This window comes from Desulfosalsimonas propionicica, assembly GCF_013761005.1.
GTDB classification, from domain to species: domain Bacteria; phylum Desulfobacterota; class Desulfobacteria; order Desulfobacterales; family Desulfosalsimonadaceae; genus Desulfosalsimonas; species Desulfosalsimonas propionicica.
Window position 1 is genome coordinate 43,482 of the sequence record NZ_JACDUS010000015.1, and the last position, 20,952, is coordinate 64,433.

At 54.7% G+C, this 20,952-nt stretch carries 21 protein-coding genes; 9 read left to right on the forward strand and 12 right to left on the reverse strand.

The annotated features are described in order from the left end of the window. Positions 1 to 44: 44 nt before the first annotated feature. Entirely contained in the window at positions 45 to 338 is a 294-nt protein-coding gene (locus HNR65_RS16565) for a putative quinol monooxygenase (RefSeq protein ID WP_181552647.1), read from the forward strand. 53 nt (positions 339 to 391) lie between these two features. On the opposite strand, the gene HNR65_RS16570 is transcribed toward HNR65_RS16565, so the two are convergent. Further along, positions 392 to 991 carry a hypothetical protein gene (locus tag HNR65_RS16570; protein ID WP_181552648.1) on the reverse strand — a complete coding sequence of 200 codons (600 nt, stop codon included), beginning with the start codon at positions 989 to 991 and terminating at the stop codon, positions 392 to 394. 12 nt (positions 992 to 1,003) lie between these two features. After that, positions 1,004 to 1,609, reverse strand: coding sequence for a DUF3786 domain-containing protein (locus HNR65_RS16575; RefSeq protein ID WP_181552649.1), 606 nt, complete (start codon positions 1,607 to 1,609; stop codon positions 1,004 to 1,006). A gap of 78 nt (positions 1,610 to 1,687) precedes the next feature. Between HNR65_RS16575 and HNR65_RS16580 the strand changes: the two genes are divergently transcribed. Next, positions 1,688 to 2,392, forward strand: a complete 705-nt coding sequence (locus tag HNR65_RS16580) for a lysophospholipid acyltransferase family protein (RefSeq protein WP_181552650.1) — start codon at positions 1,688 to 1,690, stop codon at positions 2,390 to 2,392. 45 nt (positions 2,393 to 2,437) lie between these two features. On the opposite strand, the gene HNR65_RS16585 is transcribed toward HNR65_RS16580, so the two are convergent. From HNR65_RS16585 to HNR65_RS16625, 9 genes are read right to left on the reverse strand one after another with little or no spacing between them, the layout of a single operon-like run. Then, a complete protein-coding gene (locus tag HNR65_RS16585) occupies positions 2,438 to 4,525 on the reverse strand; it encodes a molybdopterin-dependent oxidoreductase (RefSeq protein WP_181552651.1) in 2,088 nt (695 codons plus the stop codon). A 54-nt stretch (positions 4,526 to 4,579) separates the two neighbouring features. Further along, positions 4,580 to 5,053, reverse strand: a complete 474-nt coding sequence (locus HNR65_RS16590; RefSeq protein WP_181552652.1) for a ferritin-like domain-containing protein — start codon at positions 5,051 to 5,053, stop codon at positions 4,580 to 4,582. A gap of 14 nt (positions 5,054 to 5,067) precedes the next feature. Beyond that, entirely contained in the window at positions 5,068 to 5,829 is a 762-nt protein-coding gene (locus tag HNR65_RS16595) for a 2Fe-2S iron-sulfur cluster-binding protein (RefSeq protein WP_181552653.1), read from the reverse strand. Between the two features lie 25 nt (positions 5,830 to 5,854). Next, on the reverse strand, positions 5,855 to 6,067 hold the full coding sequence (locus tag HNR65_RS16600; protein ID WP_181552654.1) for a hypothetical protein: 213 nt from the start codon (positions 6,065 to 6,067) through the stop codon (positions 5,855 to 5,857). A gap of 45 nt (positions 6,068 to 6,112) precedes the next feature. Beyond that, a complete protein-coding gene (locus tag HNR65_RS16605) occupies positions 6,113 to 8,275 on the reverse strand; it encodes an NAD(P)-binding protein (protein WP_181552655.1) in 2,163 nt (720 codons plus the stop codon). Positions 8,276 to 8,312: 37 nt separating this feature from the next. Continuing rightward, positions 8,313 to 8,816 (reverse strand): 4Fe-4S dicluster domain-containing protein, encoded by a 504-nt coding sequence (locus HNR65_RS16610; RefSeq protein WP_181552656.1) that lies wholly within the window; start codon positions 8,814 to 8,816, stop codon positions 8,313 to 8,315. Continuing rightward, positions 8,813 to 9,268, reverse strand: coding sequence for a hypothetical protein (locus HNR65_RS16615; RefSeq protein WP_181552657.1), 456 nt, complete (start codon positions 9,266 to 9,268; stop codon positions 8,813 to 8,815). Before HNR65_RS16615 ends, HNR65_RS16610 begins: the two co-directional genes overlap by 4 nt. Then, a complete protein-coding gene (locus HNR65_RS16620; RefSeq protein ID WP_181552658.1) occupies positions 9,268 to 9,864 on the reverse strand; it encodes a hypothetical protein in 597 nt (198 codons plus the stop codon). Before HNR65_RS16620 ends, HNR65_RS16615 begins: the two co-directional genes overlap by 1 nt. A 12-nt stretch (positions 9,865 to 9,876) precedes the next feature. Continuing rightward, the gene (locus tag HNR65_RS16625) at positions 9,877 to 11,565 is read right to left on the reverse strand and encodes a sulfite exporter TauE/SafE family protein (protein ID WP_181552659.1); all 1,689 of its coding nucleotides are present in this window, start codon (positions 11,563 to 11,565) and stop codon (positions 9,877 to 9,879) included. Between the two features lie 627 nt (positions 11,566 to 12,192). Here HNR65_RS16625 and HNR65_RS16630 point away from each other — a divergent pair. The 3 genes from HNR65_RS16630 to HNR65_RS16640 are packed head-to-tail and all read left to right on the forward strand — an operon-like array spanning position 12,193 to position 15,228. Beyond that, the gene (locus HNR65_RS16630; RefSeq protein ID WP_181552660.1) at positions 12,193 to 12,672 is read left to right on the forward strand and encodes a hypothetical protein; all 480 of its coding nucleotides are present in this window, start codon (positions 12,193 to 12,195) and stop codon (positions 12,670 to 12,672) included. Next, entirely contained in the window at positions 12,669 to 13,832 is a 1,164-nt protein-coding gene (locus HNR65_RS16635; RefSeq protein ID WP_181552661.1) for a sensor histidine kinase, read from the forward strand. The genes HNR65_RS16630 and HNR65_RS16635 overlap by 4 nt, the downstream gene beginning before the upstream one ends. After that, positions 13,825 to 15,228, forward strand: a complete 1,404-nt coding sequence (locus tag HNR65_RS16640; RefSeq protein WP_181552662.1) for a sigma-54-dependent transcriptional regulator — start codon at positions 13,825 to 13,827, stop codon at positions 15,226 to 15,228. Before HNR65_RS16635 ends, HNR65_RS16640 begins: the two co-directional genes overlap by 8 nt. Before the next feature lie 11 nt (positions 15,229 to 15,239). Here the strand turns inward: HNR65_RS16640 and HNR65_RS16645 are convergent, their stop codons facing one another. Further along, the gene (locus HNR65_RS16645) at positions 15,240 to 15,809 is read right to left on the reverse strand and encodes an endonuclease dU (RefSeq protein WP_181552663.1); all 570 of its coding nucleotides are present in this window, start codon (positions 15,807 to 15,809) and stop codon (positions 15,240 to 15,242) included. A gap of 210 nt (positions 15,810 to 16,019) precedes the next feature. Between HNR65_RS16645 and HNR65_RS16650 the strand changes: the two genes are divergently transcribed. From HNR65_RS16650 to HNR65_RS16665, 4 genes are all read left to right on the forward strand, one after another. After that, the gene (locus tag HNR65_RS16650; RefSeq protein ID WP_181552664.1) at positions 16,020 to 17,018 is read left to right on the forward strand and encodes a lysophospholipid acyltransferase family protein; all 999 of its coding nucleotides are present in this window, start codon (positions 16,020 to 16,022) and stop codon (positions 17,016 to 17,018) included. Further along, positions 17,015 to 18,121 carry a histidinol-phosphate transaminase gene (gene hisC / locus HNR65_RS16655; protein ID WP_181552665.1) on the forward strand — a complete coding sequence of 369 codons (1,107 nt, stop codon included), beginning with the start codon at positions 17,015 to 17,017 and terminating at the stop codon, positions 18,119 to 18,121. The genes HNR65_RS16650 and hisC overlap by 4 nt, the downstream gene beginning before the upstream one ends. A 14-nt stretch (positions 18,122 to 18,135) precedes the next feature. Further along, positions 18,136 to 18,813: a (d)CMP kinase gene (gene cmk, locus HNR65_RS16660; protein ID WP_181552666.1), complete on the forward strand. Its 678-nt coding sequence runs from the start codon at positions 18,136 to 18,138 to the stop codon at positions 18,811 to 18,813. A gap of 103 nt (positions 18,814 to 18,916) precedes the next feature. Continuing rightward, positions 18,917 to 20,830: a 30S ribosomal protein S1 gene (locus HNR65_RS16665; RefSeq protein ID WP_181552667.1), complete on the forward strand. Its 1,914-nt coding sequence runs from the start codon at positions 18,917 to 18,919 to the stop codon at positions 20,828 to 20,830. Positions 20,831 to 20,952: the final 122 nt, after the last annotated feature.

Below are 20,952 nucleotides of genomic sequence, written 5' to 3' on the forward strand. Positions count from 1 at the left end.
CAGGAAATAGAATCCTTTTCACGCAAAGCCAAGGAGAAGTCGAAATGATTGCCGTTATCGCCAAAATTCCGGTTGTGCCGGAAAAAAAGCAGCAGGCCCTGGAAGTGATCCGGAATTTGATGAAGGAAGTGGCCAACGAGGAAGGCACCCTTTTCTATAGTGTCAATGTCAGTGATCAGGATCCCAATACCCTGGTTTTTATTGAGCGCTACAAAGACATGGAGGCGGTAAGCGCCCATAGTTCCACTCCGCATTTCAAGGCGTTTATGTCCAAAGTGGCTGAATTCGGGGCGGCAAAGCCTGAAATTACTCTCTATGAGGAGATTGAATCGGTCTGATCCGGAAAAAGACCGGTCCGCCGGGCTGGCAGCAAAAGCGGACCAGCGGGGGTTTAGCGGTCGCGATTCTGTTTGACCCGCAGCAAACCGGGGCTTTTGTGGATGTGCATGAGTGTTGAGCGCTGGCCAAGGTTTAAAAAAACGCTCTCCAGGCGTTCAAACAATACCGGCTGATCCGGCCAGGTAAAGGTTTTGCGTTCCTGTTCCAGGGCCTTCCACTCCTGGGCTTTGGACGGGCTGGGGGCAAATGCCTGTTGTCTGGCGGGATGACAGATAAACATTTCGCAAACAATGGGTTTGACCTGCCAGGCGCACCCGCTTTGGGTCAGGAAAATGCATTTTCCGCCAGGGGCCGGAGAGTCGATGGCCAGCTCGAGATGGTCGAGCTGGCGGGTTGTGGACTGGAGCGCATTGATGACCACGTCGGCAAAAAACACGATAATGCCGTCTTTGGTGCAGCAGCCGCTGATGCCGGTTGTAAAGCATTTTTTTTCGCACACCGGCTCTATGTGGGCATTGTAGAACCGGGCGGTTTTTTGCCGGAAGTCCAGGTACGCGGTGATCTGTTTTTCAAGATCCTCAAGCGGAATTTGATGCAGATGCCGGCGTACGATTTGCAGTGTCTCGCGCTGTTCCATCTGGTAGTCGTTCATGGCGGCCCCGGACTATTGGTCTGTGATCTCAAGAATTTTTTTGGACGTATATTCTCCTGTGTCCGCCAGTGCATCTGTTGGCAGAAACCGGTGGGCATTGGCAGAAAACAGGCAGGTCACGGAAGCCGGGAAGTCCTCGTCCGCTTTATAGACAATATAGCACAAGGCGATTTTGGGAAGCGGCTGTACCACGAACGCAAAATCGCCGCTCACTGCCGGTGGTGCATCCCGGCCGCAGAGCTGATCCCGAATGCGGGGCCGGGCCTTATCCAGATCTTCAACCCGGGCAACCAGGATCTGTTCGGTGTGTGTGGCAAATGCGCCTGAATAGGGCATGCTGCCGGGCATTTCCTTAAAAGCGCAAAACGGTTCGGCAATCATTGGCGCATCACAGGCATTGATGGCATACAGGGATATCAGAATTCCAAGCACGGAAGGACATTTTTGGCCGTCCATGTCAATGCCCTCAGGGGATATGGTGCAGGTTTGGCCGAAGGCCGGGAATCTGAAACGGCTGCCCTGCCTTTCTGCAGGCAGCCTGCGGGCAAGATCGGCGGGCATGTCCGCATACAGGCGCCGGAGATTGTCAATGACGATTTTTTCATAATTGTCAGCCATGACCGGGACCCTTTTGTACTTGTTTCGGATTTTCCGAATTTTATATCATATTCTCGTGAAAGGATAAAGCACTGCAATATGAATAACTTTTCCTGGAAGGACAGAATCAAACTGGAGGTCACCGCGTTTTTGGCGGTCAACCTGGTGCGCCTGTGGTTTGGCACCGTGCGCGTGGAAATATTGAACCGGCCGGTGTATGAAAAATACTTCAGGGATGAACACAGCGGCAATGTGGTGGCCGGATCCTGGCATCGACATGCGATTTTTTTGTTTTATTTTTTCCGAACCCTTGGGCCCCGGGGCATTATGATCAGCCGCAGCCGCGATGGAGAGCTTACCGCCAGGATTGCCGAACATCTGGGTTATACACCGGTGCGTGGATCTTCGTCAAAAGGGGGAATCCAGGCGCTTTCCGCCATGGTGGATTACCTGAAGGATGGGCGGGAAAAACGGCTTTGCGGAACCGCCGTGGACGGTCCCAGGGGCCCGGCGCGGAAAATGAAAAAAGGCATGGCCGTGCTGGCCATGCAAAGCGGCTCCTGGTTCGTGCCCATGGCCTGCTCGGGTACGCGGGTGATGACGTTTAAACGGGCATGGGACAAAACCATCATTCCCAAGCCCTTCAGCAAGGTGGTCATTGATTTCGGCGAGCCGGTGAAAATCCCGGAAGATGCCACAGATGAGCAATTTGCCCGCATCTGCAGGGACCTGGAAGCCGAGCTCAATCGACTCACCGACAAGGTGGACCGCAAATGCGGTTACACGGGTGTGCCGGAAGATTGAGCCCGGCCTCCCCATCCCGCAGCCGGGCAGGCCATTGAGCAGTATCTATTTGACCTTGCTTACTTTCACGAAGTTTTCCTGCAGGGCCACAGCGCCGCCCACTGGATCCCATTTTTTCAGCGCGCCCGGCATGAACTTGTTGTCCGCCAGTCCTTTGCCGTAGGCACGGCTTTCCACTGGCAGCTTGTGACCGAACCCGTGCAGCACGAACACGGCTTCCGGGTGGATAAAATCGGTCACCTTTGCCTTGATCTGTTCGGTGTAACCGTTATTTGAAACATTGACAGTCTCATTGTTTTCAATATGCAGTTTTTCCGCTGCATCAGTATGAATCCAGAGCACGTTTTCGGGCACCAGTTCGCCCAGAACCGGATTGTTGACCGTATGGCCCTGGGTGTGCTGCGCGCAGCGGCCGAATGTGAGCCGGAAAGAGCCTTCCGGCGGGCTTTGAGCGGATTCATAGGGTTTCAGGGAAGGCATTCCCAGGTCCTCGAGCTTTTGGGATATAATTTCAAATTTTCCGCTCTTTGTGCCGAATTTCAAATTATCCCGGTCCTTGTAAACCGGCCCTTCGGTTAACTTGACCATGCCGGTTTCGTTAAAATCCTCAATGGAGACCCCTGTGCCCTGGAGCTGGAAGTTCCAGACGTCTTCGATTTTGTCATAGGCCAGTTCGTTTATGCCCAGACGCCGGGCCAGGCCGGAAAAGATTTCCCAGCAGGCCTTGGTGTCAAACCGGGGCTCAACCGCCCGGCGGCGCATGAAGAAATAGGGCTGGATGGCATTTTTGGCGGCAAGCACGCTGTCGCGTTCCAAATACGGGGACAGAGGCAGCACAACATCAGCATACCATGCCGTGTCACACCAGGTAAAGGTAACCGATACCAGCAGATCCAGGTTGTCAAAGATCTGCCTGAGGCGGTCCGGCTCGGGATAAGCCATCAAGGGATCGTGCCGGAATGCGATATAGCTCTTTACCGGGTACGGATCTCCGGTTTCCATGGCTTCGTAGAGCAGGTGGGCCAGTCCCGGGCCCTCGTCAAAGTGGGTGTATCGCCACCCCACGCCATCGGCGCGTTTTTCCTTGGGCTTTTCAAAAAGATCCATAAATTTTTTCAACCCGGAATAGCCCGCATCCTTGGGTTTGTTGACAAAGGGCAGGCCGCCTTTGGCGCCGTAGGAGCCCAGCAGGGCATTGATGATGTAAATGGAACGGCACAAATAGAAGGTGGTGTCATACCGGGCCATCATCCAGCCCGGATGCCAGAGCACGGCCGGAGCGTCCTTTGCCAGTTGATGGACAAAGGACGAAATCTGGGCCGCCGGCACACCGGTTTCCTTTTCCGCCCACTGGGGTGTGTAATCCTTGACAAAGGATTTCAGGGCTTCCAGGTCCTGGATGTATTTGCGGGCAAAATCCTTGTTGTAAAGGTCTTTTGTGAGCAGTTCGTTGATGACCGCCAGGTTAAAGGCATAGTCGGTTCCCGGCCGAACCATGAAAAACCGGTCCGCCTTGGTGGCCGACACATTGGCCCGGATATCAATGACGGTCAGCCGGCAGCCTTCATTCATGGCATCGGTCAGATCGTTGACCTCCTGGACCCCTATGGCTTCAAACACGTTGCGCATTTGCAGAATCACGTGCTTGGCGTTTCTGTAATCATAGGCCACTTCCTTGCGTCCCGCGCCGCTGACGGATTTGGCGGCGTGCTGGACATTGCGGGCGCAGGAGGAATCATGGTTGACATAGTTGGGCGATCCCAGGCCTCTTAAAAACGCCCGGTGGAAATCCCGAAACGGACCACCCCGGTCGGATAAGGCCACGCCCCGGGGGCCGTACTGATCCACCACTTTTTGCAACTTCTCTGCGGTGTAGTCCAGGGCCTCTTCCCAGCTGACTTTCCGCCACTTGCCCTCACCCCGCTGACCGTCGCGGATCATGGGATGGCGGATGCGTTCATTATCATTGATCAGGGCTTTTCCGGCCACACCCCGTGCGCAAAGGGAGGTTTTCATACCAGAGGCATTGGGGTTGCCGCGAAGAAACCGGATGTTGCTGTTTTCCACTTCCGCCACCATGGGGCATCGAACAGTGCACATCCCGCAGATTGTGTAAACGTTCTCTGTTGTCATATCAATTGTCTCCTTTTGTCCATAAAACCGCAAACGCTCAAATTGTTCAGTATGTCATCCTTCCTGAAGGATTTCACTGTCATAAATTTCCTCAAGCCGGCGTTTGTGCCTGAGTTCCTCTTCGGCCAGAAACGAAAAAAGCTTTTCGGACTTTTCGCTGGCGCACCGGCCTTTCCAGGCTTCATAAAAGGCATGCGCCTTTTCCTCTTTTTTCATGGCCATGGCAAGGGCCTCCTGATAGCCGATATCCGGTGAAAACCGGACATCGATCATAAAATCGCTCAGGTGCAGGTCCCTGACGTTGCCGTGTTCATCCAGGTCGGAAAAGGGCTTTTCCGCACTCAGGTCCAGGTCGGCCAGTAGCTGGCGATGCCGCGATTCTTCCTCGGCCATTTCCCGGAAAAATTCTTTAATGCCTTTGTTTGTGGCAGAATTTGCACAGTCACGGTAAAAGTCCCGGGCCTTTTCTTCCCGGCTGATGGCAAATGCCACCACATCGTGCATGGATCTGCAGCTGACCTCTGTCATGGTTTCCTCCGGTGTTACATCCGTTTGATGCGCGAAGCGCTTTTTATCCGGTCGGACAACAGTTTCGCGCATGTTGGACAGTATCGGTGATGTTCCTTGACGTGTGGATGATCATCGGTTCTGTTCTCCACCCGGCTCATGAATTTTGGCGTGGCAAAATAGCGGCCGCAGGCTTCACATTGCAGCAGCGGGTTCTGACCGATCACCTCGTCGCGGATGGAAATGATGCGAAGCCCGTTTTCATCCTTCTGATGAATCACGCCTGTGGGACATATGTTCACACATGTGCCGCACCCGATACATTGGTTTTCGGGCCTGGGCACAACATAGGAGACCCCGTTGCGTTTTTCCATTTTTAAGGCGTTGGCACCCACCAGTTCCTTGCAGGCGCGCACGCAGAGCCGGCATCGGATGCATTCATCCGGGGGTGAGCCCATGTCAATGCCGTGCTTTTCTGCCAGTTTCCATATCGCAGGTGCTTCGGGCGCATATTTGGCAAGATTTCGAAAGGCCGTGGTGCGGGCTTTTTGCACGCGCTCGTTGTCCGTGTTCACCTCCATGCCTTCAACAGGCTTGGCTATGCAGGAAAGTTTGACCTGGGAAGGCTTGCCCGGAACCATCACTTCCACGGCACAGAGCTTACAGGCCCCGGCAGGAGAAAGGGCCGGATGGTAGCATAAGGCCGGTACATCGATGCCCTGTTTGCGAAGGAGATCGATGAGTCGTTTTTCCGGATCTGCCTGGATTTTTTGGTTATTGACAGTGATTTCAACCATTGTTTTTCCCCCCGCAGGTGCGTGCCTATTGTTCAATGATGCGCAGGCAGTCCTGGGGCAGCCGGTGCGTGCCTTTTTCATCCAGGCTTACCTCGATCAACGCATCCGGGTCGTTTTTGCTGACATCCGGATCTGTGATAATGCCGTGGAGCCCGATAAATGCCTCCATGTAATCTTCCCAGCTCTCATCGGTGGAGCGTTGAAAAATTTCCACTTTCTGGCCCTGTCGAAATGTCATGATCCTTACCTCCTGACGGGATTGCGGGCAAGTTGCCGAGTTTGACTATCTGGGCGGCGGAGTGATTTCCGCATGCTGCCCGCCGCTTTGACGCCTGGCACATTCCAGGCATATGCGTCTGCCGTTTGACGTGGGGCTGACATCCCGCACGCGTTTGACGATATAATCATGGTATCGGGCCGGGCCAAGAACCGCACCGCAGACTTCACAGTATTCAAGCTGCAGACGGTTGAGCACCGTTCCGCACAGGGAAAGCTCCCGGTAGCCGTCGCGGTCTGTCATCTGCATGGCCCCGGTGGGGCAGTTGGTGGCACAGGCGCCGCATGCGATGCAGCGCTCGGCAGTGATGCGCAGATCCGTGGGGCCGGGGTTGTCGAAATCCAGATATCCCAGGCGAAGGGCTTCAATGCCCATTTTGTCCCGGCAGATTTCCACGCACCGGCCGCAGCGGATGCAGATGTCACAGCGCAGGCATCTCTTGGACTCTTCGTGGGCCTGCTGCTCATTGAATCCCAGGTGTACCTGCTGGAACGTAATGCGCCGCCGGTCATTGCTTAATTGGTGCATTTTCGGCCGGTCCAGGTCCATTTTCAAAGAAGCAGGAAGGTCAAAGTGCGGCAGGCGCCTGCGGCGGACCGGAACCCGGGGCAGGGCGGGCTGGGCAATGCCTTCAAAGTGGCGATGGATGGCCGAAGCGGCCTTTTTGCCGCCGGCAATGGCTTCCACAACGGTTGCCGGGCCGGTAACCGCATCGCCAACAGCAAAAACGCCCTGCTGGTTGGTTTGCATGGTCACGGTATGGACCCGGATGGTATTGCGCCGGGTCCAGTCCACCTCCTCAAAGGCTTCAAGGCCCTGGGGCCTGATTTCCTGGCCGATGGCCGGGATAATCACGTCTGCTTCAATGACGTGCTCGCTTCCCTCCACCGGGACCGGACGCCTGCGCCCGGATTCATCCGGTTCGCTCAGTTCTGCGCGCACGCAGACAATGCCGGTGGCCCGGCCTTCGGCTCCCTGGACCTGCTTGGGAATGGTCAGATAAGAAAAGGAAACGCCTTCTTCTTCAGCCTCCACAACTTCCTCGTGATGGGCCGGCATCTGATCATGGGTCCGACGATAAAGAATGGTCACCCTTTCGCAGCCCAGGCGCAGGCAGGTACGGGCCGCGTCAATGGCCACGTTGCCGCCGCCGACCACGGCCACTTTTTTGCCGGGCCGCCGGTGATCGCCAAGGCTTACGCGCCGCAGAAACGACACGGCCGGAATGACGCCTTCATAATCGTCTTCTCCTGGAATCATCAGCTTGTAGGAACCGTGAGCGCCAATGGCCAGCAAAAAGCCTTCAAACCCCTCGGAGCGAAGCGATTCAATGGTGACATCTTTTCCCAGCCGGGTGTTTAGGCGGATTTCCACTCCGAGCGATTCGATCATGGCCACTTCCCGGTCAATGACCTCCCGGGGCAGCCGGTATCTGGGAATCCCGACCATCATCATGCCGCCGGCCACTGGAAGGGCCTCGATCACCGTCACCCGATATCCCCGAAGGGCAAGATAATAAGCAGCGGTTAACCCGCCGGGACCCGCGCCGATGATACAGATTTTGCGCCCGTTGTCCGGACTGGGTTCCGGGTTCTGATAGCTCTGGGCAGACATGGCCTTTTCGGCTGCAAATCCTTTTAAGTCCATGATGGCAATGGATTTGTCCATCCGGCCACGCACGCACATGAATTCGCAGGGATGCGTGCACACCAGTCCGCAAACCCAGGGGAAAGGGTTGTCCCTGCGGATCACGGAAATGGCTTCTGCATATTTGCCCTGACCCACCAGGGTCACATATGAGGGAATGTCAATGCCTGCAGGACAAGCCATCTGGCAGGGCGCCGGAGTCAGCATGGGGCATCGGCCTGTGGGGCAGGTATGGGTGCGGATGTGGCTTATAAACTCTTCCTGGTGCTGATCCACAAATGACGCCACATGCTCGCCAAATTCCCGGCAGGAGGGCGTCAGCCCCTCATTCACCATGTTTTGGGCAAGTTCCAGGATGCTGTCGAAATGATCGTCGCCGGCCAGGCCTTGGGAAACATCGTGGACCAGGTCGAAAATCTCAGTGGCCCGCTGCCGGCAGCGGGGATGGGACAGCGATCCGTTGTTTAAGGTCTGCTCGATTTGATCGTGCAGTTTTTTGACACTGCAGGTTTGGGAATCCATTTCAACCGCCTTGTGCTGGTCCGGTTATAAGTCCTAATTATAAATCCTGGGCCCGGGCCCTGGCATAGCGTTCCCGCCTGACTTCCGGGATTTCATCCGGGGTGCCGAAATAAAGACATTTTGTCGGGCACACCGTCACGCAGGCCGGTTCCAGACCCGCTTCGACCCGTTCGTAGCAGTAGTCGCACTTGACGGCTTTGCCGGTTTCCGGATTCCATTGCGGCGCCCCCCATGGACAGGCGGATATGCATGTTTTGCATCCCACGCAAAGATCCGGATCCACTGTGACAATGCCGTCTTCTGTGCGGGGGCGCATGGCACCTGTGGGACAGGCGGCCACACACCACGGATTTTCACAGTGAAAGCAGGGCATGAAGGTATAAGCGGTTCTGGGCAGGTTGCCCACCCGCCGGGGGCCGACTGCAACCACCAGGGATGGGAACGGGCCCCTGGGAAGGGCCTGCCGGCTTTTGCAGGCCGCCACACAGGCCATGCACCCGATGCATCGTTTTTGATCCTGAAAGAGGTAGTATTTGCTCATGATTTTGGTAACTCCTTTGTTGCCGGGCGGTTTGGGTCAATCATTTCATATTTGCGGTACAGCCAGTGCCCGCCGGCCGCGCCGAAAATTCCGCAGGCAAAAAAAACGGCCAGCAGAGATAAGGATGGATGGGTGCCGAAAAAATTCCGGTCCACGATGACCTGCAGAACGGCTGCAGCGATTGCCGGCCCTGTTCCGGCGCCAAGGGTCAGCAGCCGGTTGGCTGTGCTGCTGGCTGAAAAACGTTTTTCCCGGAACCTGTAGCCTGCAGCAGCGCCGCAAAAGGCCGTGACAGGGGGGAGCCAGGCAAACAACAGGTCCGGGGCAAGGCCGCATACCACAATACCAATGGCAATAACGCCAAAGACGCCCATAAGAAGTGCGGACAACAGGGCATACCAATCGGGAAATACCGCATCCATCCATTCTGTAAACATTCGGACAGACTGCATTATACTGCCTTTTCCGCCGAAGCGGTGCTGTTTTGTTTCTTTTCAAGTCTGATCCGGATAACGAATGCGGCGACATAGAAAAACAAAACACAGCAGACAAACCAGAAAACAGCGCCAATGGGATACTGCTGCCCGTTGAACCAGGGAAGGATAAACAGGTGGCTTTTGCCTGTCATGGCTTCCAGCGCTTCAGGCGCATAGGTGGCATTGACGTATCCCAGCATCAGAAACAGAGGAATATACATTGTCAAAAGGTTTTTTAAAAAACCTTCGAAAAAAAAGTCGTAATAGACCTTGTTGAGATGCCCCTGGTCGATGTTGCGCCCGAGCTGTTTGGCCTTTTCCGGATCCGCGTCTTTTAGCTGAAGCGCCTGCTGCTTGACATCATACCAGTAATAAAACTCCTGCTCCAGTTCCTTGTAACGCTTTGTCTTGAACTTTTTGCCAAACACCCTGGTAACCGCTGCTGTGAGCACGGCAATGCCGGCCACAGCAGCGGTCGGGCCCAGCATGTGCAGGGGGCCGAACAAAATGTTCAGCCCTTGCTGCCCATGCTGTACCATTGTTACAATAAACATCCAGAGTGTGTCCATCATTGCTGAAACACCCTAGATCCAGATTTCGATTTTGAAAAACCGGAAGAAGAGGAAAAACAGCACAACCGCCAGGATGACCTTGAGTTGTACTTCGGTAAACATCTTCTGCATCCGGCTGCCGAGGTATCCGCCCACAAAACCGCCGATGATAATGGCGATGGCGATCCAGAGGTCGGGCAGGTATCCGTTTAACAGGTAGCCGATAAACGAGCCGATACTGGAAAAGCAGGTTCCAACCAGGGCCACGGGCACGGCCACGTACATGGGCAGCGCGCCAACCATGGTCATGATCGGGGTGAGCAAAAAGCCGCCGCCGATGCCAAACGCCCGGGCCACGATGCCGATACCGAGGCCGATGATGCCAAAGAGCAAGGGGTTGATCTTGAATTCCTCGCCCCAGAACTTGAACTGGTAGTTAAACAGTTTGTTGGCACCGGTGGACATGGGCTCAATGCGGCCCATGCGGGCAGCCCGGCCTTCTTCCTTGGCCTTCTGGACTTCCTCGTTGAACTTCTTGGTCATGGCCTTGATGTTCTGGCGTTTTTTCATGGCCTGGGGGGTGAGCTCATACAGGGTCCGGAGGCCCATGAGTACCACCAGCACGGCCAGCCATTCCTTGTAAGAGGCAAGTGGCAGCACCTCGGTTACGTACTTGCCCAGCCAGATGGAGCCGATGAGAATGCCCACGCCAAAGGACAGACCCACGGGCCATGCCACGCGCCGTTCCTTGATCGCGTAACGGTAAAACGAGCCCAGGGGCGAAAACAGGGTCAGGGCCACGTTGGAGGGGCGAAGCACGTTGGCCGCGTTGATGCCCACAGGTCCCATGGTGTTGACCACCATCACCTGGTAGGCGGCCATGAGCATGCCGCCGGCAGCCCCGATCAGCGAGAAAAATGCGCCCACCAGAATTGCACCGAGAATAATCCAGAGCGGGTTCATGTACCGGCCGCCCAGAGACAGCCAAAAGCCGTTTCCGGCCAGGGTATATTCGCCGATTTCTTCTCCGTTGACAACCACGTTAAAGGCAGTGTCAGGCGGGGTGTGACGGAAGGACTCAAACGTGGCGGTAAATTCGCCCGTGGTTTTGTCCAGGTCGATCGTTGTGCCTTCGTCCCAGTAATTGCCGCTTTTTTCAGAATCAGTGAGCACGCTTCTGGCAAAAATGGTGACTTTGCCCACCTGGGTGCGTTCCTTGGTAATGGTGTTGATCCCATAACTGTTTTCATGGTTGTATTTGTAAAAAGCCCATTCTTCCGGGGTTTTTAAGGGCCCGAGCATGCCTTTGGCTTCCTGGTCCAGCCCCTGCCAGTCAGCGAGCTTAAACATGGTGGTGCTGTAGATGCCCTTGACAAAGGAGGGGCCGCCAAAGCGCTTTTTCTCCACTGTGCCGAACTGGTCGGGGTTGTTGGTGAGCATGTAGTAAAATACAGGTACTGACGTGTCTGCCTCAAAAGCGTTTTTCTCTACAGCAGCGTTCAGGCTTTTGATTTCATTGACGCCGCCGGCCTCGTTGGGAGCAAATTTGCGCTGGGAAGCGATTGCAATGTATAAATCTTTTCCCGGCTCGATTTGGCCGGAAATGGTAACTGTATCACCGGCCAGGTATTCCTGCTTGTCAATTTCCGCCTGGACCTGTGCCAGGGCGGGCTGCGCGCACCATACAAGGGCGGCTGCAATCACCATCCAAAAAACTTGCATTCTGTTTCTGCGTACCGACATGTACACCTCCTGTTCGCTTTTCTTGTTTTTATTGCCGTATCCGGATTTCTGCTCCGCAAACATGGGTTGCATGGGTGCAACCAAAAAGATTTAAAGTGTGAAAGCAATAATCATACCATGCGAAACGTCCTAAAGTTTGGTTCTTTGAGTGCAATAATAATTCAGCAAGCGTTAAAGCTGTCTGAAATCATATCATATTGTGTCTTTCTTGATTTGCGTTTGCCTGGGGCTTTCCGAGGGTTGGCAAAATTAAATGCAAGTTTTTTATTGCGATGCCATGAAAATTGTGCAAGGTTTTTCTCCTGAAATGCCCCGGCATTGCCTGTGGATCGCAATAAAAAAGTTGCGCAAAAAATTCCCGGTAACCGGCTGTCCTGGAATGTTTTTGCAATGCCGGTGCCCGTGAACAAAGGAAAAAACCCTTTTCGGGTCCGAATATAGAAAAAATACTAATTTGGTACGGAAATTGCTTCTATGTTTAGCAAAATCATTCCGTCCTTCGTTTTTTTGCGAGGCCTTGAGCAAACAAACAACAATAATGCTTTTGGGATGCTTCTGACAGGCCCTTTCTATAATTATGGCACCCGGGTGGCGAGAAAGCAAGTTATGAAGATAAACAGGCTGTTTTGGTTGGGGTGGATTTTTTTGTTTCGGCTTGCCCCGCCGGCCTATGCCACTCAGGCCCACGGGGCCCCGGAAGGTCTGTATACCCATCAGCTATCCCATATTTTTTTTATTGTCGCCATGGGTATCCTGATTTATTGGCTGCGATCCAGGCATCTGGTGCGCCAGCCCGGATGGCGGCTGATCCAATATGCCTCGGTATTTTTTATCCTCTGGTCCCTGGATGCTTTCTTGGTGCATTATATGGATGAGCAGACGGAGTTGATCCGGGTTGCCCGGGCCTCGGACTGGCAGATTCATATCTACGCCGCAGGTGACCGGGCTTGGCTCGGCCTGCTGTACTATTTTATGAAGCTGGACCATTTGCTTTGTGTGCCCGGCATGGTTTTCCTTTACATGGGGCTGCGGCGCCTGACCGATCCGGTTCGGAGTATGGACCCGGGCCAGGAAGGCAGCTCATGATTGTACCGGATGTGCCAATCCGCCTGGTGGACATGATCGGTTCAGCTTTGATGATTGTTTTTTCCTTCTTGTGTGTGCGCAGGGCTGTCCGGTTGCGCAGAAGCCAGGCAGACAATGTTGTGTGGACTTATATGTTGTGGCTCTGCTGCTGTTTGGCCGGGTTTGCGGTATCGCGTTCCGGCGGCCATATCCTCAAACAGTTTTTCTCCCTGGCCGGCCGGCCGGATTTGTGGGACGGGCTGCGGCCTTTTGCCGGCGGCATCAATACCTTTTTGCTCATCATCGTGGCTGCGGCCACATTGTTTTTCAACCGAGTGTGGCACGTCTATCAGCAAATCACCATGGACCGCCGGGCCCTTCAGGATACACACCAGGAACTGCTTGCGTTAAACCAGGATCTGGAAAAGCGGATTCAGGATCGCACGGATGCCTTAATCCACCAGGAAAAGCAGATGGCCCATGCAGATCGACTGGCTTCCATCGGAAAGCTCTCTTCTGGAATTGCCCACGAGATCAACAATCCCCTGGGGGTTATTCAGGGTTATACCCAGCTGCTGCTGCGGGGAGAATCCGAGGATTCCCAGCGCAGAAAAGACCTGCAGGTGATTTTAAAGCATGCACAGAGCTGCAAATCCATTGTGGAGGATTTGCTGAATTTTGCCCGCCGCTCTCAGCCGGAAATGGCCGATCTCAATATTCACGAAGTCATCGAGGAGACGCTGGTGTTTGTTCAGCATCGTTCAAAGATGGAAAACATCCGGATTTACAAGGAGTTTTCCCAAAATATGCCCAACATTCGCATGGATGAAAAAAAGATAAAGCAGGTGCTGGTCAACCTTTTGATGAATGCCGCACATGCCGTGGAGCAGGACGGCACCATCACCATTGCCACCCGCTTTGATGAATCCAACCGGCGGCTGGAAATCGATATCGCCGATAACGGCTATGGCATTGAGGAAAAGAATCTGACCCGTATATTTGATCCCTTTTTCACCACCAAATCCACAGGCGAGGGCACAGGGCTGGGCCTTGCGGTAAGCTACGGCATTGCCAAAAGCCACGGCGGAGATATCCGCGTGCAAAGTCGTGTCGGAAAGGGCTCGGTATTTACGCTTCTGCTGCCTGTCTCCGATTCTGAAGGAGGTGGCGCAAATGGATGAACACCATATCCTGGTCGTTGATGATGAGCCCGATATGCTCGAACTGCTGGCCCGGAGCCTGGAGCCGGATTTAAACTGCCGGGTCAGGACCGCGGATTCCGGCAAGTCCGCCCTGCAGACCCTGGAAAAAAGCCCTTTTGATCTGGCCCTTATCGATATCCGGATGCCGGGCATGGACGGCCTTGAATTGCTGGAACTCATCAAGCGAAAATGGCCGGAACTCACAGTTGTCATGATGACTGCCTACGGCTCCATTGAGTACGCGGTCCAGGCCATGAAGCAGGGGGCCTATGATTTTGTCACCAAGCCCTTTGACCATGAAACCCTGGTGTTCCGGCTGGAAAAAGCCCTGGAGCGCAGCCGTCTGATCTCTGAAAACCGGCTGCTGAAGCAAAGCGATCCACACGGTCCGGCGTTTTATGGCCTGGTGGGCCAGTCTGATGCCATGCAAAGTGTGTTTGAAACCATCCGCATGGTGGCCCAGACCGAAATGACCGTGTTGATAACCGGCGAGTCCGGCACAGGCAAGGATTTAACCGCCAGGGCCATTCATTCCATCAGCAGCCGCAGCAAGGGCCCGTTTGTTGCGGTCAATTGCCCTACCGTGCCCGAGCAGATTCTGGAAAGCGAATTGTTCGGATACAAAAAAGGGGCATTCACCCATGCCACCCAGAACAAGACCGGTTTGTTTCAGGAGGCTGACGGGGGCACCATTTTTCTCGATGAAATCGGGGATGTCAGTCCGGCCATCCAGACCAAGCTGCTGCGGGTGCTCCAGGAACGTGAGATCAAGCCCCTTGGCGATACCCGTTCCGTTCATGTGGATGTGCGCATCATTGCCTCCACCAACCAGGATTTAAAGGCCAAAATCCGGGATGGCACATTCCGGGAGGATTTTTTTTACCGCCTGGCCGTGCTGCCGGTGCACCTGCCGCCATTGCGCGACCGCAGAAATGACATTCCCCTGATTGCCGAGCATCTTCTGCGCAAGCATCGCAGCCGGTTAAACGAACCGCACAAGACGTTTTCTTCTGAATTAATGGCGCATTTAAAATCCCGCCACTGGGAGGGAAATGTCCGGGAATTGGAAAACATCGTCATTCAGGCAATTCTGTTTTCCTCCGGCCGGACCATCAACCCGCAGGACTTAAAACACCCGGTGGATGATGCGACTGCAGAAAATCAAGGCTGCGGTTACGCGGATGTAAGCCATCTGCCCTACCGGGAGGCCAAGGAGACGGTGCTGCACGCATTTAACGCAGAATATATCGGAACGCTGCTTCAGCAGACCGGCGGCAACGTGACCCGTGCAGCCAAAAAATGCGGGCTCGAACGCCAGTCCCTTCAGCAGATCATGCGCCGTTATGAGATTTCCGCGGAAGATTACCGGAGTTAAAAAAACCAACATCAAGGATGCCCCCGGCTCTGTCCGCAGGCCATGGCCGTGGCAATCAGGTGAGCGGTGCGTATGGGTTCAGGGATGCGGCCGTGGATACAAAATCGCCTGAGCACGGCCGCGGCCTCAGCGGACGAAAGCCCCACCCGCTGGACATAAACATTTTCCAAGGGCTCCATGGGGCCGAGTTTTTCAATGATTGCCCATTTTTCCCGGCCCCGGGCAATGTGGGAGAGCAGCGCGTTTTTTATGGCGGTCATGTCCGGCTGTTTTCTGGCCACCGCCACGACCGGCAGACCCAGCCGGTCATGCAGCCCGAACACATCCACTACGTTAAATCCCCCAAGTGCTATGCCCTGGAGCAAAATTAGCCGGACGTGTCGGGCAAACCGGGATTGGCTCACCATGGCCGCGATTTTTTCCGCTGCGTCAAATCCGTCCTTTTCGATTTTGCCGGTTAAAACTCCGTCAAAGCGCAGATCCGCATACACCGTTGCCACAACAGGCACACTGCCCGCATGCGTCCGGGAAAACGGTGCATCATCAAAGCCCGCCACATTGGATAATCGATTTGTCGCCATCAAAATCCTCTTTGCGGAGCATGCCGCAAAATAACCGATCTGCTGGCAGAAATATCCCGGATTGTCCTGCAAGTCAAGAAAGCTGCCGGTCAAATGATCACACTTATGCTTTTGTAAAAAGTAAGTTTTTAGATGGCACCGTAAAAGGGCAAAACTTTTACGGTGCCATCACACTTGAACAAAAGCGGGAAAACATGTTAAGCCGGGCTAATGAATTCTGTCAATCAACGCAATTTCAATGGCTCAGCACAGGACCCGGAAAAACGGCGGTATCTGGATGCCTTTTTTTATTTTCTCATTGTACAGGGATTTTTTCTTATTGGCCTGATCCCGCGGAAAACCGCCGTGCATGCGGCCAATTGGCTGGGCCGGCTCTGGTTTGCCGCAGACCGGCGGCATCGGGAGATTGCCGTATCCAATATTGGGCGTGTATTTGGCGGCCAAATGACCCCGCAGCAGATCCGGGCCATGGCCAGAAGCGTGTTTTGCAGCCTTGTTCGCATTGTTTTTGAAATCGGTTGGTCTTTGCGCCTCAACCACACCGATATCCGGAAACATTTTCGGTTTTCCGGCATGCACCATTTACAGGCCGCTCTGGGGGAAAAAAAGGGCGTGCTTGTGCTGACCGGCCATATCGGAAACTGGGAACTGCTTCCCCTGGCCATGGGACAGGTGGGCCTGCCGGTCAGCGCCATGTACCGGCCCCTGGAGTTTGAGCCATTGGACCGTTTTTTCATAAGCCAGCGCAGCCGCTACGGCGCCCGCCTGCTGGCCAAGCGGCGGGCCATGCGCGGTATGCTTTCGGCGTTACATAACAATGAACTCATTGGCATGCTGCTGGACCAGAACGCCCGGGTAAAAGACGGGGTGTTTGTGGATTTTTTCGGTAGCCCGGCGTGTACCGGCAAGGGCATGGCCCTGCTGGCCAGAAGAACCGGTGCACCGGTGGTGCCCGTGTTTTTGGTCCGAGAAAAGGGGTATTACCGGGTGGAATGCCACCCGGCCCTGCCAAAAATCGAGACCCGGGACAAGACCAAGGATATTGAGGCGGCCACTGCCTTATATAATAAGGTAATTGAAGACATGATCCGCCGGTACCCGCAGCAGTGGTTCTGGGTCCACCACAGGTGGAAGACAAAGCCGTTTAAGCCGTGGGCGCCCAAAACCGGATCTGTTCCGGATAAAATCACAGATGGGGAAAAACAATGAAACTCAATATTCCTGACTACATTCAAGCCATCCAGGCTTACAAGCCCGGAAAGCCCATCGAGGAACTGGAGCGGGAGTACGGTATCTCCGGTTCCGTAAAACTGGCATCCAATGAAAACCCCCTCGGCCCATCGCCGCTTGCCGTCGATGCCATGCACGTGGCCATGGACAAGCTGCACCGGTATCCGGACGGCCGCGGTTATGCCCTGGTGGAAAAAATCGCCCGCAAACTCGGGGTGGCCCCCGGCAACGTGGTTTTGGGCAACGGCTCTGACGAGATTATCGGCATGCTGACCCGGGCGCTGATGCAGCCCGGAGATGAGGCCGTGATGACCGCGCCCTCGTTTCTCATGTATGAGATCATGGTGCGCTCGGCCGGGGCCCTGCCGGTATTTGTGCCCCTGAAGTCCCTTTTCGTGGATTTGGACCAAATGGCGGCCCAGATCACGGAAAAAACGCGCATGATTTTTCTCAACAACCCGGTCAATCCAACGGGCACCATTATCACCCGGTCTGAATTTGAAAAGTTTCTGGGAAAAGTGCCCGACCAGGCGGTGGTGGTCATTGATGAGGCCTATATTGAATTTGCCGCAGACCCGGACTGCGCAGACGGCCTGGCATACTGCACAGGGCAGCGGCCGGTGGTGGTGCTGCGGACATTTTCCAAGGCCTACGGACTTGCCGGCATCCGCATCGGCTACGGGGTGATGCCCGAGGAACTGGCCGGCTGGCTCCACCGGGTGCGCCAGCCCTTTAACGCCAATGCCCTGGCCCAGGCCGGAGCATGCGCGGCCTTGGATGATGACGCATTTATGGAAAAAACCGTCCGCCTTGTGCGCGGTGAGCTTGAATTCATGTATGCCGCCCTGGAGCACATGGGTGTGAATTATTTTCCCTCTGAAGCCAATTTTTTTCTCATTGACGTCAAATGCGATGCGGATGCGTTTTTTGAGGCCATGCTCCGGCAGGGAGTTATCGTACGCTCCATGGTGTCGTACGGTTATCCCGAATACATCCGCATCAGTGCCGGAACCCGGGAGGAAAACCAGCGGTTTCTGGATGCGTTTGAAAAGGTCATCAACCAGATGCAGCCCGGCAAATAAAGGAATCCAATCGCTTGAAACCTCTTCTGATAACCATAGACGGCCCGGCAGGTGCAGGCAAGACCACCGTGAGCCGCGCCCTGGCAGACCGGCTGGGCTATACTTATGTGGACACCGGTGCGCTGTACCGGGGCGTGGCCCGTGAAATGCGTGTCCGGCAGGTGGACCCGGAGGACGAAAAAGGCCTGGCCCGGGTGCTGGCGGATCTGGATTTGCGCTTTGTCCGCCGCGACAGGGTTCTGCGCCTGTTGTCCGCAGGCGTGGATATCACCGGAGAGATCCGGAACCCGGAAATCACCATGCTGGCCTCGGTCGCATCGGCAAGGCCAGAGGTGCGCCGCGCCCTGCTGGCCTTGCAGCGGCGGCTGGGAGCTGAAAAATCCGCCGTTTTTGAGGGCCGGGACATGGGAACAGTCGTTTTTCCGGATGCGGACGTCAAATTTTTTTTGATCGCGGATCTGCACGTGCGTGCCCGGCGCAGGTACCTGGAGCTTGCCGGAGACCCGGGCCTTAGCCTTGAGCAGGTGGAAAAGGACATGCAAAAGCGCGATGCCAATGATGCCGGCCGCTCCATTGCGCCCTTAAAGGCGGCTGACGACGCGGTTTATATCGATTCCACAAGCAGGGGCGCAACTGCCGTGGTCGATGAAATGATGGCCGTTATTCGGGATACCGGGAGGGGTAAGGGTTGAAATTAACTGTTGTGTTTTTGCTTTTGCTCTGTTAATAAAGCGCACCTATACTCCTTTGCATACAGGGAGTATCTTAAAACGGCCAAAGGGGGTATTGTTGTAAATGGAAAATTTTCAAGAAAACACTGAAGAACAAGACACAAGAGACATCGAGGGCGCATCGGTTGCTGCGGACGTCGACATCCCGGAGGATGGCGAGCAGAGCATGGAATCCCTGATGGAGATGTATGAAGAAAGCCTCAAACGATTTGAAGAAGGCGAGGTCGTCAACGGGCGTATCATCTCCGTGGACCGGGATCACGTTTTGGTGGATGTGGGCTACAAGTCCGAGGGGCTGATTCCCATCAATGAGTTTAAGGACAGTGAGGGAAACGTCCAGGCTGCAGTGGATGATGACGTTGAGGTCATGATCGAGTGGTGGGACGAAGAAGAAGAGCGCGTCCTTTTATCCAAGGAAAAAGCCGCCAAGGTCAAGGTCTGGGACGCCATCAAGGAAGTCTACGAGGCCGAGGGCACCATTGAGGGCGTGATCACGCACCGGGTCAAGGGCGGTTTTTCCGTTGATATCGGGGTTCAGGCTTTTCTGCCGGGATCCCAGGCCGACCTGCGCCCCATTCGCAATCTGGATGAAATGGTTGGCCAGTCCTTTGATTTCAAAGTCCTCAAGTTCAACCGTAAGCGAAATAACATTGTGTTGTCCCGCCGGGTGATTCTGGAAGCCGAACGCGAGATGAAGCGCTCCGAAACCCTGGCCGCCATTGAAGAGAACAAGGTGATGGACGGCACGGTGAAAAATATTACGGAATACGGGGTGTTTGTGGATCTGGGCGGAGTTGACGGCCTGCTCCACATCACTGATATTTCCTGGGGCCGGGTCAAGCATCCGTCTGAATTGTTTGCTATCGGTGATCCCATACAGGTCATGATTCTATCATTTGATCCGCAGACCGAGCGGGTTTCGCTGGGAATGAAACAGCTAGTGCCCGATCCCTGGAGCTTTGCTTCGGACAAATACCCCGTGGGCACCAAGCTTACCGGCCGGGTTGTCAGTCTTACGGATTACGGGGCTTTCGTGGAAGTCGAAGAGGGAATTGAGGGCCTGATCCATGTTTCTGAAATGTCGTGGACCCGTAAAATCCGCCATCCGTCCAAGGTGGTGTCCGTGGGCGAGCAGGTCGAGGCTGTGGTGCTGGATATCAAGCCGGAAAGCCGCAGGATTTCACTGGGAATGAAACAAACCATGCCCAATCCCTGGGATGTGATCAGCGAAAAATATCCTGTGGGCTCCATCATTGAAGGCAAAATTAAAAATATTACTGATTTCGGCATATTCATCGGCATTGATGATGACATTGACGGATTGGTTCACATCTCCGATCTTTCCTGGACCCGCCGCATCAAGCACCCCTCCGAGCTCTACAAGAAGGGGGATACGGTTCAGGCCAAAGTGCTTGACATTGACAAGCAGAACGAGCGTTTTTCCCTTGGTGTCAAGCAGCTCCATGACGATCCCTGGAAAACCGTCGGAGAACGTTATCCAGTGGGAACCGATATCAACGGGATGGTCACCAATGTAACGGATTTCGGTATATTCGTGGAACTGGAAGAAGGCATTGAAGGTCTGGTGCATGTTTCCGAGATCAGCAAGGAAAAGATCAAAACTCCCGTGGGCATGTACAATGTGGGCGATCAGCTCACTGCCCGGGTTATTAATATCAATACGGATGAGCGCCGTATCGGGTTGTCCATCAAGCGGCTGGAAGTCGATGACGAGCAGGAGCTGCTCCACGATTATGTGAGCAATTCAAAGGCTGCGCCTTCGAGTTTTGGTGAACTGTTGAAGGAAAATTTAATGGAAAAATTCAACGGCGAGGCCAAAAAAGTGCAAGAAGAAGCCGCAGACCACCAACAGGCCGGGGCATTGACTGCAGACGCGCCTGATGAGACCGGTGAGGCGGAAAATCAGGCACCGGAAGCCGAAGATCCCGAAACGCAAGAGCCCCAAGATCTGCAATAAACCTGAGGTCAAAATCTGACCGGCGGTATGATCGTAAGAATCCTGACATAAGCGGGCAGGCATGGCATAAGCCCATGCCTGCCCCTGCTGTTTTTCGATCCGCCGGTTTTTTTATTGGAATT